This is a genomic window from Stenotrophomonas sp. IS26, assembly GCF_054188265.1.
Map to the genome: position 1 here is coordinate 267,276 of NZ_JBSZJV010000001.1, position 13,427 is coordinate 280,702.

16 protein-coding genes and 2 tRNA genes are annotated in these 13,427 nt (G+C 65.8%); 12 read left to right on the forward strand and 6 right to left on the reverse strand.

Annotation, left to right across the window (positions count from 1 at the left end; all coding sequences use genetic code 11):
* Positions 1–33: 33 nt before the first annotated feature.
* The 5 genes from ACW6W5_RS01155 to ACW6W5_RS01175 all read left to right on the forward strand — a co-directional run bounded on the left by ACW6W5_RS01155 (position 34) and on the right by ACW6W5_RS01175 (position 4,045).
* On the forward strand, positions 34–822 hold the full coding sequence (locus tag ACW6W5_RS01155; protein WP_152150914.1) for an SIMPL domain-containing protein: 789 nt from the start codon (positions 34–36) through the stop codon (positions 820–822).
* A gap of 2 nt (positions 823–824) precedes the next feature.
* The gene (locus ACW6W5_RS01160) at positions 825–1,403 is read left to right on the forward strand and encodes an anthranilate synthase component II (RefSeq protein WP_121040619.1); all 579 of its coding nucleotides are present in this window, start codon (positions 825–827) and stop codon (positions 1,401–1,403) included.
* 32 nt (positions 1,404–1,435) lie between these two features.
* The gene (gene trpD / locus ACW6W5_RS01165; RefSeq protein ID WP_121040617.1) at positions 1,436–2,473 is read left to right on the forward strand and encodes an anthranilate phosphoribosyltransferase; all 1,038 of its coding nucleotides are present in this window, start codon (positions 1,436–1,438) and stop codon (positions 2,471–2,473) included.
* Positions 2,474–2,537: 64 nt separating this feature from the next.
* Positions 2,538–3,332: an indole-3-glycerol phosphate synthase TrpC gene (gene trpC, locus ACW6W5_RS01170; protein ID WP_152150916.1), complete on the forward strand. Its 795-nt coding sequence runs from the start codon at positions 2,538–2,540 to the stop codon at positions 3,330–3,332.
* A complete protein-coding gene (locus ACW6W5_RS01175) occupies positions 3,329–4,045 on the forward strand; it encodes a haloacid dehalogenase-like hydrolase (protein ID WP_121040613.1) in 717 nt (238 codons plus the stop codon). The genes trpC and ACW6W5_RS01175 overlap by 4 nt, the downstream gene beginning before the upstream one ends.
* Before the next feature lie 49 nt (positions 4,046–4,094).
* On the opposite strand, the gene ACW6W5_RS01180 is transcribed toward ACW6W5_RS01175, so the two are convergent.
* Positions 4,095–4,856 (reverse strand): sulfite exporter TauE/SafE family protein, encoded by a 762-nt coding sequence (locus ACW6W5_RS01180; RefSeq protein WP_152150918.1) that lies wholly within the window; start codon positions 4,854–4,856, stop codon positions 4,095–4,097.
* 63 nt (positions 4,857–4,919) lie between these two features.
* The gene (gene crp / locus ACW6W5_RS01185) at positions 4,920–5,585 is read right to left on the reverse strand and encodes a cAMP-activated global transcriptional regulator CRP (RefSeq protein WP_088433580.1); all 666 of its coding nucleotides are present in this window, start codon (positions 5,583–5,585) and stop codon (positions 4,920–4,922) included.
* 170 nt (positions 5,586–5,755) lie between these two features.
* Here crp and speD point away from each other — a divergent pair, with 170 nt between their 5' ends.
* Positions 5,756–6,550 (forward strand): adenosylmethionine decarboxylase, encoded by a 795-nt coding sequence (speD, locus tag ACW6W5_RS01190; RefSeq protein ID WP_019185315.1) that lies wholly within the window; start codon positions 5,756–5,758, stop codon positions 6,548–6,550.
* A gap of 171 nt (positions 6,551–6,721) precedes the next feature.
* Positions 6,722–7,039 carry a quaternary ammonium compound efflux SMR transporter SugE gene (gene sugE, locus ACW6W5_RS01195; RefSeq protein ID WP_152150920.1) on the forward strand — a complete coding sequence of 106 codons (318 nt, stop codon included), beginning with the start codon at positions 6,722–6,724 and terminating at the stop codon, positions 7,037–7,039.
* Between the two features lie 124 nt (positions 7,040–7,163).
* On the opposite strand, the gene coq7 is transcribed toward sugE, so the two are convergent.
* Positions 7,164–7,808 carry a 2-polyprenyl-3-methyl-6-methoxy-1,4-benzoquinone monooxygenase gene (coq7, locus tag ACW6W5_RS01200; protein ID WP_121040609.1) on the reverse strand — a complete coding sequence of 215 codons (645 nt, stop codon included), beginning with the start codon at positions 7,806–7,808 and terminating at the stop codon, positions 7,164–7,166.
* Between the two features lie 180 nt (positions 7,809–7,988).
* Between coq7 and rplM the strand changes: the two genes are divergently transcribed.
* Entirely contained in the window at positions 7,989–8,417 is a 429-nt protein-coding gene (gene rplM / locus ACW6W5_RS01205) for a 50S ribosomal protein L13 (protein ID WP_038685795.1), read from the forward strand.
* A 2-nt stretch (positions 8,418–8,419) separates the two neighbouring features.
* On the forward strand, positions 8,420–8,812 hold the full coding sequence (rpsI, locus tag ACW6W5_RS01210) for a 30S ribosomal protein S9 (RefSeq protein WP_019185318.1): 393 nt from the start codon (positions 8,420–8,422) through the stop codon (positions 8,810–8,812).
* Positions 8,813–9,253: 441 nt separating this feature from the next.
* Here rpsI and ACW6W5_RS01215 read toward each other — a convergent pair.
* Positions 9,254–9,328: transfer RNA gene (locus ACW6W5_RS01215), tRNA-Gln, on the reverse strand.
* 49 nt (positions 9,329–9,377) lie between these two features.
* Positions 9,378–9,454, reverse strand: a tRNA-Met gene (locus tag ACW6W5_RS01220).
* 121 nt (positions 9,455–9,575) lie between these two features.
* On the opposite strand from ACW6W5_RS01220, the gene ACW6W5_RS01225 reads away from it, so the two are divergent.
* The 3 genes from ACW6W5_RS01225 to bfr all read left to right on the forward strand — a co-directional run bounded on the left by ACW6W5_RS01225 (position 9,576) and on the right by bfr (position 11,109).
* Entirely contained in the window at positions 9,576–10,208 is a 633-nt protein-coding gene (locus tag ACW6W5_RS01225) for an RNA pyrophosphohydrolase (RefSeq protein ID WP_121040607.1), read from the forward strand.
* Positions 10,209–10,324: 116 nt separating this feature from the next.
* Entirely contained in the window at positions 10,325–10,531 is a 207-nt protein-coding gene (locus ACW6W5_RS01230; protein WP_121040604.1) for a (2Fe-2S)-binding protein, read from the forward strand.
* Between the two features lie 107 nt (positions 10,532–10,638).
* Positions 10,639–11,109, forward strand: coding sequence for a bacterioferritin (gene bfr, locus ACW6W5_RS01235; protein ID WP_121040602.1), 471 nt, complete (start codon positions 10,639–10,641; stop codon positions 11,107–11,109).
* Position 11,110: 1 nt separating this feature from the next.
* On the opposite strand, the gene ACW6W5_RS01240 is transcribed toward bfr, so the two are convergent.
* A complete protein-coding gene (locus tag ACW6W5_RS01240) occupies positions 11,111–13,426 on the reverse strand; it encodes an ATP-binding protein (protein ID WP_152150922.1) in 2,316 nt (771 codons plus the stop codon).
* Position 13,427 lies beyond the last annotated feature (1 nt).

A 13,427-nucleotide genomic window follows, 5' to 3' on the forward strand; every position in this document is an offset into this window, starting at 1 on the left:
CTCCCTTTGCACCCTTCTGACAAGGAATACCGCATGAAGCTGCTGAGCGCATTGCTGTTGTCGTCGACGTTGGCCGTGGTGGCCGGGTCCGCATGGGCGCAGGCCAATACCATTCCCTCGCAGCCCCATCTGCTGGTCAAGGGCAGTGCCACCCGCACGGTGATGCCGGACCGCTTCACGGTGAAGGTGGCGCTGGAATCGATCGACATGCAGACCGACACCGCCCGCGCCCGCGTACAGGCCAACGCCGAGCGGGTGCTGCAGCTGTTTGCCCAGCATGGCGCCATCGACGGCAGCGTCCTCGCCGCCAACCTGAGCATCGCGCCCTCTACGCGCTATCGCAACGATGAGGAGGTGTTCAACGGCACCGCCGCCCGACGCGACCTGAAGGCCGAGTTCCCGGACGCGCAGGCGCTGAAAGCCTTCCTGGGCGAACTGAAGGCCAGCCGCGAGGTCCAGGTCAGTACCGCTGAACCCACGTATTCGGGTGAAAGCCGCCTGCGTGGCGACCTGAAGGCCGAGGCCGCCGCGCAGACGCGCGAATCGGCCAAGGGCCTGGCTGGCGCCTACGGCACGAAGATCACCGGTCTGTACAGCATTTCCGACGTCGCGCCGAACTTCGCTTATGGCGTGCAGGCCGGCACCTGGGGCACGCCCGGCCGGGATGGCTTCGGCTACGGCGGGGAAAGCGCAACGCTGGACAAGGTTGCTGTGACCGGATCGCGCTATCGCGCGTCGTCGGGCGGCGAACTGCTCACCGCCGCGCCCATTACGTACACCGAGAACGTGTACGCCATTTTCCTCATTCAAGACGGACCCTGACCATGTTGTTGATGCTCGACAACTACGACAGCTTCACCTACAACCTCGTGCAGTACCTGCAGACGCTGGGCGCCGAGGTGAAGGTGGTGCGCAACGACGCGTTGAGCGTCGATGAAATCGCCGCGCTCGCGCCCGAGCGCATCGTGATCTCGCCTGGCCCGTGCACGCCCAACGAAGCGGGGGTGTCGCTGGAGCTGATCCGTCGGCTTGGCCCGACCACGCCGATCCTGGGCGTGTGCCTGGGCCACCAGAGCATCGGCCAGGTGTACGGCGGCGATGTGATCCGCGCGGGCAACATCATGCACGGCAAGACCTCGCCGATCCGCCATGAAGGCAGGGGCGTGTTCGCCGGCCTGCCGGACCGCTACCAGGCCACGCGCTACCACTCGCTGGTGGTGGACAAGACCACGCTGCCGGCGTGCCTGGAAATGACCGCCTGGACGGAGAACGCGGACGGCTCGATCGAAGAGATCATGGGCCTGCGCCATCGCGAACATCCGGTCGAGGGCGTGCAGTTCCATCCCGAGTCGATCCTCACCGAGCATGGCCACGCCCTGCTGAAGAACTTCCTGCAGCGCTGAGCGCGCCGCACCTGCATCACAAAGGACCCCGCATGACCTTCTCCCCCCAGGAAGCCCTGCAGCGCACCATCGAGCACCGCGAAATCTTCTTCGACGAAATGGTCGACCTGATGCGGCAGATCATGCGCGGTGAAGTCTCGCCGGTGATGACCGCCGCGATCCTGACCGGCCTGCGGGTCAAGAAGGAAACCATCGGCGAAATCGCCGGTGCCGCCACCGTGATGCGCGAGCTCGCCCGCGCGGTGCCGGTGGAAGACAGAACGCATCTGGTGGATATCGTCGGCACCGGTGGCGATGGCTCGCACACCTTCAACATCTCCACCTGCGCGATGTTCGTGGTGTCCGCGGCCGGGGCCAAGGTGGCCAAGCATGGCAACCGGAGTGTCTCTTCCAAGTCCGGCAGTGCCGATGCGGTCGAGGCGCTGGGCGCGATCATCGATCTGCAGCCGGAGGACGTCGCGCGCGCGATCACCGAAACCGGCATCGGTTTCATGTTCGCGCCGATGCACCACCCGGCGATGAAGGTCGTCGCACCCGTGCGCCGCGAAATGGGCGTGCGTACGATCTTCAACATCCTTGGCCCGCTGACCAATCCGGTCGGTGCGACCAACGTGTTGATGGGCGTGTTCCATTCGGATCTGGTCGGCATCCAGGCGCGCGTGCTGCGCGAACTCGGTGCCGAACGCGCGCTGGTGGTGTGGGGCCGCGACAACATGGATGAGATCTCGCTCGGCGCCGGGACGCTGGTGGGCGAACTGCGCGACGGCAAGGTGCGCGAGTACGAGATCCATCCGGAAGATTTCGGCATCGCGATGTCGGCCAGCCGCAACCTCAAGGTGGACAGCCCGGCGGAATCCATCGCGATGCTGCGCGGTGTGCTCGACAACCAGCCCGGCCCCGCGCTGGATATCGTGGCGCTCAATGCCGGCGCCGCGCTGTACGTGGCCGGTGTCGCCGACAGCATCGCCGATGGTCTGGCCCGTGCCCGTGCGGTGCTGGCCGATGGCAGTGCGCGCTCGCGGATGGAGCAGTACGTCGCCGCCACCCGCCGCATCCGCGGGGCCGTCTGAGCCCGCGTTTTCCGAATTCAGCGGGGCTGGTCGATAATGGCCGGCCTCCAGGACCCCCAATGACATGAGCGACATCCTCGATACCATCCTGGCCCGCAAGGCCGAAGAAGTCGCCGCACGCCGGGCCCAGGTGCCGCTTGAAGCACTGATCGCGCGCGTGGAGCAGGCGCCGCCCGTACGCGGCTTCGCTGATGCGCTGCGCGCCTCGATCACCGCCGGCAACCCGGCCGTGATCGCCGAGATCAAGAAGGCCAGCCCGTCCAAGGGCGTGATCCGCCCGGACTTCCATCCGGCCGACATCGCGGTGAGCTACGAATTCGGCGGCGCCAGCTGCCTGTCGGTGCTGACCGACGTGGATTTCTTCCAGGGCAGCGACGCCTACCTGCAGCAGGCGCGTGAAGCGTGCACGCTGCCGGTGCTGCGCAAGGACTTCGTGATCGACGCCTATCAGGTGTATGAGGCGCGCGTGCTCGGCGCGGACTGCATCCTGCTGATCGTCGCCGCCCTCGACGACCGCCAACTGGCCGAGTTGTCCGACCTGGCCATGCAGCTGGGCATGGACGTGCTGGTGGAAGTGCACGACATCGACGAGCTCGAGCGCGCCATCCAGGTGCCGGTGCCGCTGATCGGCATCAACAACCGCAACCTGCGCACCTTCGAGGTGTCGCTGCAGACCACGCTGGACATGCGCCAGGCCGTGCCGCGCGACCGCCTGCTGGTCACCGAAAGCGGCATCCTCGGCCCGGCCGATGTCAGCGTGATGCGTCAGGCCGGGGTCAACGCCTTCCTGGTCGGTGAGGCCTTCATGCGCGTGGAAGAGCCCGGCGAGGGCCTGCGTCAGCTATTCTTCAGCGCATGACAGCGATCTACCCAACGCCGCGCGACGACGCCCCGCTGGTGGTCTTCGATTTCGATCACACCCTGTATGACGGCGATTCCGGCAGCCATCTGTTCGCCTGGCTGATCAAGCGCAACCCGCTGCGGCTGCTGGCCGCCCTGGTCGCCACGCCGCTGCTCGGCCCGCTGGTGGCCTTCCTGCCCACCCGCCGCCGCGGCATCTCCGGCTATGTCTGGATCGCCACGTTTGGCCTGCATCGGGCGCGCGAGTTCAACAAGGTGATCGACCGCTACGTCCTCAAGCACGAGGCCGATATCCGCCGCCGCCTGCTGCCGGTCGCGCTGGAGGTGTTCGCGCGTCACCGCGCCGCCGGCGACCGCGTGGTGGTCGCCACCGGCGCACCGCCGGAACTGGCCCGCGCGATCCTGGCCTTCGTGGCGCATCAGGGCGTGCCGGTGATCGGCAGTGAGGTCGGCCCGTTCCTGGGCGCGGTCATCGCCACCCGCCACTGCCACAACGAAGAAAAGATGCGGATGCTGCGCGAGCGCGGCTACGGCGAGATCGACGTCGCCTACTCCGACAGCAGCGCCGACCTGCCGCTGCTGCTGGCCGCGGCGGCGCCGGTGGTGGTCAATCCGAAGGCGTCACGGGTGGACTATTTCCGCCAGGTGCTGCCGCCGGGCACCCCCGTGCTCAACTGGGGCTGCGTGGATCGCGCCGGCGATCCGGTCTGAGGCCGCGCTGAAATAGCCGGAAACTGCGTGAAATAGTGTCGCGTCCGGCTCAGCCTGCGCGCCACTGCACGATGGCATGGCCGATCTGGAACACGCTGATGCCCAGCACCAGCACGCCAACGGCCACCAGCACCCAGCGTTCCTTGACCTTTTTGACCAGGATCGCGGCCACCGGTGCGGCCATCATCCCGCCGATCAGCAGGCCGGCCACGATGTTGAGGTACTGCAGGCCCATGGTCAGCAGGAAGGTGATCGACACGGCGAGGGTCACCACGAACTCGGCGGCGTTGACCGTGCCGATGGTGGTGCGGGCCTGGCCGCCGCGAGCGAGCAGGGTGGATGTTGCTACCGGTCCCCAGCCGCCGCCACCGCTGGCATCCAGCAGGCCGGCCACGAATCCCAGCAGGGGCACCCGCTTCACTTCCTGGGCTGGCAACAGCCGCCCGGCCGCGCGCAGCAGGATGAAAATCGCCAGCACCAGCAGATACATATAGATAAGCGGGCGGATCACGTCACCGGGTAGCTGGGTCAGCACGTACGCGCCGACCACGCCGCCGACCGCACCGGGCAGGGCCAGGCGCAGGAACAGCCGCCGGTCCACATTGCCCGCGACCAGGTGCGAGACCCCGGAGGCCCCGGTGGTGAAGACCTCCGCGGTATGGATGCTGGCGCTGACCGCGGCGGGCGGCAGGCCCATGCTGAGCAGCACCGAAGAGGACACCAGCCCGAAGGCCATGCCCAGCGCGCCATCGATCAGCTGCGCGCCGAGGCCGATCAGGATGAACCAATAGAATTCGCTGCCAAGCTCCATGCCGACAGCCTAGCGGCAAATGGGCGGGGTTGCCGGCCAGCGGCCGGCACGACCAAGGCCCGATCAGCGGGTGCCGTACAGAACGACGGTCTTGCCGCGGGCATGCAGCTGCCCGTCGGTCTGCAGCTTCTTCAGCACGCGGCCGGCCATTTCACGCGAGCAACCGACCAGGCGGGCCAGTTCCTGGCGCGAGACGCGCAGCTGCGTGCCCTGCGGGTGGCTCATCGCCTCCGGCTCGCGGGAAAGATCGTGCAGGGTCCGCACGATGCGGTCGGTCACATCCAGGAAGGCCAGGCGGCTGGCTTTCCTGCTGGTGTCGAGCAGGCGCTTGGAGAGCTGCTGGCCGATCGAGTAGAGCAGGCGCGGCGCATCGGCCGAGAGCGGGCCCAGGAACAGCTGATGCAGGCGCTCGTAGCTGATCTCGGCCAGCTCGCACGGGGTGCGGGTGCGCAGGATCACCTCGCGCCGGTCCGATTCGACGAACAGCCCCATCTCACCGACGAACTCTCCCGAGCCGAAGTAGCCCAGCACCAGCTCACGATCGTCATCTTCCTCAGCCATTATTGAGACTGAGCCACTGATCACGTAGTAGAGGGTGCCGGCCGGATCGCCTGGACGGAACACGTCGGTACGGGCGGGGTAACGGCGGCGGTGGCTGTGGGCCAGGAAGCGATCGATTGTTGCGATATCCAGGGCCAATGGACTTGTGGCAAGGCGCACAGTTGACACGTTGAGGCGCTCCGATTGCTCATGAAGAATTCACGGCTATGTGCCGGGAGCTTAACGATCCGAATTGTTAAGGGCAAACCGAGCACAGGTACTCGTTTCAATGCAAGTTTCGCCCCCGATCACTTTGCCCCATAATTACTTCTTTCCCACCACACACAGGATCGACCGCCGTGGTCAAGCCGTTGCCTCGCCTGAGGTTGCAGGGTTTCAACAACCTCACCAAGGCGCTGAGCTTCAACATCTATGACGTCTGTTACGCCCGCACCGAAGAGGAGCGTCAGCGTTACATCGAATATATTGATGAAGAGTACAACGCCGATAGGCTGACTCAGATCCTGACCGACGTTGCCGAGATCATCGGCGCGAACATCCTGAACGTGGCCCGCCAGGACTACGACCCCCAGGGTGCCTCGGTGACGATCCTGATCTCGGAAGAGCCGGTGATCGACAAGAAGCAGGCCGGCAAGGAGCTGATCTCCGACGCCGTGGTTGCCCACATGGACAAGAGCCACATCACTGTCCATACGTACCCGGAAACCCATCCGCAGGAGGGCATCGCCACGTTCCGCGCGGACATCGATGTGGCCACCTGTGGCGTGATTTCCCCGTTGAAAGCGCTGAACTACCTGATCGAGAGTCTGGAATCGGACATCGTGATCATGGATTACCGCGTGCGTGGCTTCACTCGTGACGTGAAGGGCAAGAAGCACTACATCGATCACAAGATCAACTCGATCCAGAACTTCCTGGCCAAGAACATCAAGTCGCGTTACGAGATGTTCGACGTCAATGTCTATCAGGAAAATATCTTCCACACGAAGATGCACCTGAAGGACTTCGATCTGGACCAGTACCTGTTCGAAGAGAAGGCCAAGAACCTGTCGTTCAAGGAACGCATGAAGATCGAGGCGCTGCTGCGTCGTGAGATCGAAGAGCTGTTCCATGGGCGCAATCTGGCCGAGTAAGGCACGTCGCGATGTCGTCCGGGCTTGGCCCGGGCAACCTCGTCCAGGCGGGACGGCCCGCCCTGTGAAACCGGTGTTTGCGCAAAACCCGGTTCCACGGCAGCTACCGACGACGGTCCGGTGTGAAAACACCGGGCCGTTTTGCTTTTGTTAACCCAAGGAATCCCCCCCATGCCCTGGATCTATCTCCTGGTTGCCGGTCTGTTCGAGATCGGCTTCGCCATCGGAATGAAGTACTCCGAAGGCTTCAGCAAGCCCCTTCCCACGCTGGCCACCGTTGCTGCCGCCCTGATCAGCCTGTACCTGATGAGCCAGGCCATGAAATCCATCCCGGTCGGCACGGCGTACGCGATCTGGACCGGGATCGGCGCACTGGGCGTGGCGATGCTGGGCATCTTCCTGTTCGGCGACAGCGCCTCGCCGTCGCGGCTGGCCTGCATCGCGTTGATCGTGGCCGGTGTGATCGGGCTGAAGCTGGTCTCTGCCTGATCGTCGCCCGACCAACGGTCGGGCGCTACCGGTGGCAAGCCGGCCCGCAACCCATGCCGCGCGCGCCGTTCCGGTAGGTATCGACCGTTGGTCGATACGCCGTTACAAGTTGGTCGATACGCCGTTACAACCGGTACGCGATGGTCTTCATGACCTTGGAGGCCAGCGCCATCACCGACGGGATCGGTGCGGGCAGCTTCCGCGCGCCGGCATGCTCGGCGTGGTCGGCGTGGCGGGCCTCGTCGATCTTCATCACCTTGATCACCTCACGGCTGCGCAGGTCGGCCGGGGGCAGGGTGTCCAGGTGTTCGTCCAGATGGGCTTCGACCTGGCGTTCGGTCTCGACCACGAAGCCCAGGTTCCAGCCATCCCCACGCAGGCCGGCCAGGGTGCCGATGGTGTAGCTGCCGGCATACCAGATCGGGTTGAACAGGCTGGGGCGGCTGTCCAGCTCGCGCAGGCGCTGGGCGCACCAGGCCAGATGGTCGGTCTCTTCCTGGGCGGCATCGAGCAGGTGGGCGCGGGTTTCCGGCTCACGGGCAACCGCGGCCTGGCCGAAGTACAGGCCCTGGGCGCAGACCTCGCCGACATGGTTGATGCGCATCAGCCCGGCCGCGTGGCGGCGCTCGGGGTCGGCCATCTGCACGTCCGGGGTGGCCTCGGCGGGGTAGGGGCGGCTGGCCGGCGGGTTGCCGAACACGGTATCCAGGGCCCGCTGGGCTTCGGTCAGCAGGTGGTCGAGCGGGGTGATCTGGCGGAGCGCGGTCATGGCAGGTGGTGTCGCGGCGGGGGACTGTCGATTCTCGCCCCCGCGGACCGGTGTGCCAAGCCGGGATCCGGTCAACTTGCATGTGGCGGGCATGGCCAGTACAATCCCGCCTCTTCACAACGCGTGGCAGAGTTCCGGCCGTACTGCGCCGTAATGAGCCCGACCTACTAGAGTTCTTTCATGAGCACTTTCACTGCAAAGTCCGAGACCGTCCAGCGCGACTGGTATCTCGTCGACGCATCCGGCAAGACGCTGGGCCGTCTGTCCACCGAGCTGGCCCGCCGTCTGCGCGGCAAGCACAAGCCGGTTTACACCCCTCACGTTGATACCGGTGATTACCTGGTTGTCATCAATGCAGAAAAGATTGTCGTCACCGGCAACAAGCTGCAGGACAAGCTGTATCACCGTTTCACTGGCTACATCGGCAACCTGAAGACCGAAACTCTGGCCCAGGCGCTTGAGCGCCATCCGGAGCGTGTCATCGAGACCGCCGTCAAGGGCATGCTGCCGAAGGGCCCGCTGGGCCGCGCCATGTACCGCAAGCTCAAGGTGTACTCGGGTTCCGAGCACCCGCACGCCGCTCAGCAGCCTCAGGTTCTGGATATCTAATCATGGCTATCACGCAAAACTACGGCACCGGCCGCCGCAAGTCCTCCACCGCCCGCGTGTTCCTGCGCAAGGGCGCCGGCAACATCACCGTCAATGGCCGTCCGCTGGACGAGTTCTTTGGCCGTGAGACGGCGCGCATGATCGTGCGTCAGCCGCTGGAACTGACCAAGAACACCGAAACCTTCGACATCATGGTCACCGCCGCTGGTGGTGGTACCACGGGTCAGGCCGGTGCGATCCGTCTGGGCATCGCCCGCGCGCTGATCGAATACGACGAAACCCTGAAGTCAGAGCTGCGCAAGGCTGGCTTCATGACCCGTGACGCCCGTGAAGTCGAGCGTAAGAAGGTCGGCCTGCACAAGGCACGTCGCGCCACCCAGTTCTCCAAGCGCTGATCCATCGCGCCTGGCGTGGGATCCTTCGGGGTCCCGCTGGGAGGTACGCAAAAGCCCGGCTTCGGCCGGGCTTTTGTCGTTTCCGGGGGGTGGGTTTCGTCCCCGCAGATCGCTTGGTTGTCAGGTGGATGCAGCGAGGGATGGCGACGCTTCCGGCGGCACTGCTGCGCTCGCCGCTGTTTCATAGGGGCGGTAGTGCCGACCGCTGGTCGGCTACTCTCGCGGTCCGGCATGGGCGGGGTGTCGGCTGGCCGTCCTCTCTCTGGTGAAACAGCCCCCTTGGAGTACAAGGGGGCGCGCCGTCAGGCGCGGGGATGTGGCAGGGGAGGGCTGGCGCCCACACCGTGCTGCGCAAGGTGTGGGGTCCGGGCGCTTCGCGCCCGGACAAACGCCCAAACAAACAGAAAAGGCCGATCTTTCGATCGGCCTTTTCTGTTTGTTTGGCTGCCCCGGATGGATTCGAACCACCGAATGCCTGAGTCAGAGTCAGGTGCCTTACCGCTTGGCGACGGGGCAAAATGTGCGTGCAATTATTGCACTTTCTCCCTGAAAAACCAAGCGAACTTGGTGGCTATGGGTGGACTCGAACCACCGACCCCAGCATTATGAGTGCTGTGCTCTAACCGGCTGAGCTACATAGCCTCAGGGAGCCGGCAATTCTGGAGATGTATTCGGAATCTGTCAACACTTTTTCACCGCGCTTGTGAGTGGGCAGCGGGCGTGGCACAGTCCCGATCAGTAGATTTTTCTAGGAGTCCGCATCGTGATCGATCCGGACGGCTATCGACCGAACGTCGGTATTGTGCTGATGCGGCAGGATGGGCAGGTTTTCTGGGCACGACGTGTGCGCCGGGATGGCTGGCAGTTCCCGCAGGGCGGCATGAACACCGACGAGACGCCTGTCGAAGCCATGTATCGCGAGTTGCAGGAAGAAACCGGGTTGTTGCCGGAGCACGTTGAAGTGCTCGGGGCGACGCCGGGTTGGCTTCGCTATCGGCTGCCGGCACGGGCCATCCGCCGCAATGAACGGCAGGTCTGTATCGGCCAGAAGCAGGTGTGGTTCCTGCTCCGGCTGGCCGGGGACGAATCCCACGTCACCCTGGACCATACGGACAGCCCCGAGTTCGACCAGTGGCGTTGGGTCGATTTCTGGTACCCGGTGGAGCATGTGGTGATGTTCAAGCGGGGCGTCTATGCACGTGCCCTGCGCCATCTGGCGCCGCTGGCACGGGGGGTGGCCGGGACGGGGGTGGAAACGATGCCCAAGTCCGCCCAGGAAGCCTGGATGCCGGGCAACGCCGCCGGTCATGATCGGCCGCGCAAGCGCACCACGCCCAAGCGGGGGGGCGGCTACTGGCCGCGCAGCAAGGCCAAGGGCGAGCCGGGCGCCGTCTGAGCGCTGCTGGCGGCTCTGAACCGTATCGAGAATGATTCAGGTTCGAAATTGACAACCATTCGCATTTCGATTGGAATAGCAGCAGGCCGATCCGGGCCTGCCTGCCGAGTCCGCACGTGTACGTCTGCATCTGCAACGGGGTTACCGACCATCAGATCCGCGAAGCCGCCCAGAGCGGTGTCGTGAGCGTGTCCGAGTTGACGATGCGCACCGGCTGCGGCGCCACCTGCGGTTCCTGCCTGGACATGGCGGCCGACCTGCTGGTCAAGTTCAGCGCCACCCACGACCTGCCACTGCCGGTTCTCGGCCTGCAAGCCGCCTGAGCTCGGCCCGCCCGGTTGCGGGCCGCAACTGAGCACGATTCGCGTTCCTTCATGCCTGCGCGCGACGCGCTACAGTGCCCGCGATTCCACGCAGCAGGAGCACGCTCATGAAGGGCGACGCCAAAGTCATCGAATTCCTCAACAAGGTCCTCTACAACGAGCTGACCGCGATCAACCAGTACTTCCTGCACGCCAAGATGCTGAAGAACTGGGGCCTGAAGGAACTCGCCGATCACGAATACAAGGAATCGATCGAAGAGATGAAGCATGCGGACATCCTGTCCGACCGCATCCTCTTCCTCGAAGGCCTGCCGAACTTCCAGGCGCTGGGCAAGCTGCGCATCGGCGAGAACCCGGCTGAGATCCTGCAGTGCGACCTCAGCTTGGAACGCGACGGCGTGGTCACGCTGCGCGAGGCTGTGGCGTATGCCGATTCGATCGGCGATTACGTCAGCCGCCAGCTGTTCGTGAAAATCCTCGCGTCCGAGGAAGAGCACATCGACTGGCTGGAAACCCAGCTGGATCTGATCGAGCGCATCGGCGAACCGAACTACCTGCTGACCAAGATCGAAGACTGAGTCAGCCCTGCAGCGGGGCGCGCAGGCGGGCGTGATAGCCGGCCAGCGCGATCCGTGCACGCGCGAACTCGGCGATCAACAGCGCCACCGCCACGGCGGGGCGCTCCAGCGTGCCGGCGCGGGCATCGTGCTCGATCCGCCAGGCCGCTGCCGACAGCGCCATCGCACCCACATTGGCGCTGGCCGACTTGAGGCTGTGCGCCAACGCGCGCAGCTGGTCCAGGTCCGCTGCGACCGAGGCGTCCTGCAGCTGGCGGATCAACGGTGGCGTGTCATCCAGGAACACGCCGATGATGCGCGCGGTATCGGGACCAATAACCTCCAGCAGTTCATCCAGCACGTCCTGATCAAGCACCGGGGCCGGCGCCTCGTCGCGTGCTGGCGGCGCCGCGGGCGGTGAAGGCTGCTGCTCGGGCAGGGACGGTGGCTGCACGGCCGGGTCGTCGGCCATCACGCTTCCCCAGCGAGCCAGCACGGCCTGGAGTGTTTCGCGGTGGATCGGTTTGGACAGGTAATCGTCCATGCCGGCCTGCAGGCAGCGCTCGCGGTCGCCGGCCATCGCATTGGCGGTCATCGCCACGATCGGCAGCCGTGCCGCGCCCCGTGTGGCCTCGTGCGCGCGCCAGCGGCGGGTGGCGTCGTAGCCATCCAGCACCGGCATCTGGCAATCCATCAGCACCACATCGAACGGCCGGGCGTGCAGTGCCTCCAGTGCCTGCTCGCCCTCGGTGGCGGTCTCCACCTCGCAGCCCAGCACCTGCAGCAGCCGCTGCGCGACCAGCAGGTTGACGCTGTTGTCTTCCACCAGGAGCACGCGCAGCGGGAACTGCGGCAGTGCCGTGGGCGAGCCTGCGTACTCCACCTCGGCCAGCAGCGCGGCCGGGCGCGCGCTGGGCACCACCGGGCGCAGCAGCGCGTGCAGTTCACTGTCAGCGCCCTGCCGCGACAGGGCGGGTCCCGGGCCAAGCGCCTCGGGCGCGGGCGCCTCATCGCCATACAGCCACAGCAGCTGCGCAGCGGGATGCTGTTCGTTCCCGGCCACCGCCTTCTGCAATGCCTGGGTGCCATGGCGCAGGCCGTCAGTGTCGGCGATCACCCAGGCCAGGGCCGGGTCGATACCGGGGCGCTGTGGGGCGCGCAGGGCGTCGATCGCTTCGGCGCTGGTCTCCACGGTGTGCAGGCGCAGATCATGGAGCTGGGTCACCCGCTCGATGCGCTGGGCGAGCACCGCATCGCGGGTGATCAGCAGGGCGCGCCGCGTGTTGCCGACGGCAGGCAGATCACCGATCACCTTGAGCAGCGGAATCTCGAACCAGAACGTAGCACCGCGCCCCACGGTGGACTGCACGCCGATGCGGCCATGCATCAGGTCGATGATGCGCTTGCAGATGGCCAGGCCCAGCCCGGTACCGCCATACAGGCGCGTGGTCGAGGCATCGGCCTGGCTGAAGGATTGGAACAGGCGCGCCTGCAGGGCGTCGTCGATGCCGATCCCGCTGTCGGCGATCTCGAACCGCAGTTGGTGCTGCGCGTTGGTCTCGCCCTGGCGCAGCACGCGCAGCCGGATCTGGCCACGCTCGGTGAACTTGATCGCGTTGACCAGCAGGTTGCTCAGCACCTGGCGCAGGCGCACCGGGTCGCCACGGACGGACAGGCGTACCGCCGGGTCGAGTTCGAGCAAGAGCTGCAGGCCTTTCGGATCGGCGGCGCGCTGCATCAACTGCACCAGCCCTTCGAGCAGCTCGCGCAGGTTGAACGTGGTGATCTCCAGGTTCAGGCCCTTGGCCTCGAGCCGGGAGTAATCGAGGATGTCATCGACGATGCGCAGCAGCTGCTGCGAGCTGGTCGCGGCGGTCTGCAGCATCTGGCGCTGGTCGCTGCCGAGCTGGCCGCGCGCGATCAGATCGAGCATCGGCAGGATGCCGTTGAGCGGCGTGCGGATCTCGTGGCTCATGGTGGCCAGGAACTCACCCTTGGCCAGCGCCGCGGCTTCGGCGGCCTGCTTGGCGCTGAGCAGTTCCTGTTCCAGCTGGTTCTGCTGCTGACGGCGCTGCTGCAGCTGATCGCGCTCGAGCACCAGCGCCTCATTGCCCCGCTGCAGCCTCTCCAGCTGGTCCTGCGCGTCACGCCAGCGGCGTACCGCCTGGATGCCGGCGATCAGTGCCAGCACGCCGGTGCCGGCGGCAATGTCGATCCATGGCCCATTGGCACCGATGCGCGCCATCACCGCGGCAGTGGCACACAGGGCGGCCGCCGCAGCGCTGATCCACAGCGAGGCCGGGGTGGAGGAGGGGGCTGGCCGTCCGTGGCGTCCCATG